1 protein-coding gene is annotated in these 353 nt (G+C 51.6%); it reads left to right on the top strand.

Translation table 11 applies throughout. From position 1 onward, the window contains the following. A partial coding sequence (locus NE473_RS30650; protein ID WP_256265599.1) for an InlB B-repeat-containing protein occupies window positions 1-353 on the top strand: 353 nt, incomplete at both ends.

Below are 353 nucleotides of genomic sequence, written 5' to 3'. Positions count from 1 at the left end.
GTGCTTCCGAATACGACGGAGACGGTGCTGAGCGGCCAGAGTCTTGTAAATGCAGGAAAAGAACTTGGAAGTACGAGCCGCCCGGGTTATACATTTGGAGGCTGGTATACAGAAGAGAACGGAGCTGGAAGTCCGTTTGATGAAGCATTCGCAATTGCTGGCGACATGACCGTCTATGCGAAGTGGATTCCAAATGCAAAGGTGACCCTGACGTATGATAAGGCAGCGGCAGATGCAGCAGAAGTACAGCCAAATGCAACGGAGACGGTGCTGAGCGGCCAAAGTCTTGCGAATGCAGGAAAAGATCTTGGAATCACAAGCCGCCCGGGTTATACATTTGGAGGCTGGTATAC

The sequence above is a fragment of the Hungatella sp. SL.1.14 genome, assembly GCF_024460495.1.
GTDB lineage: Bacteria > Bacillota > Clostridia > Lachnospirales > Lachnospiraceae > Hungatella > Hungatella hathewayi.
This window is presented reverse-complemented; position numbering and strand designations above follow the sequence as displayed.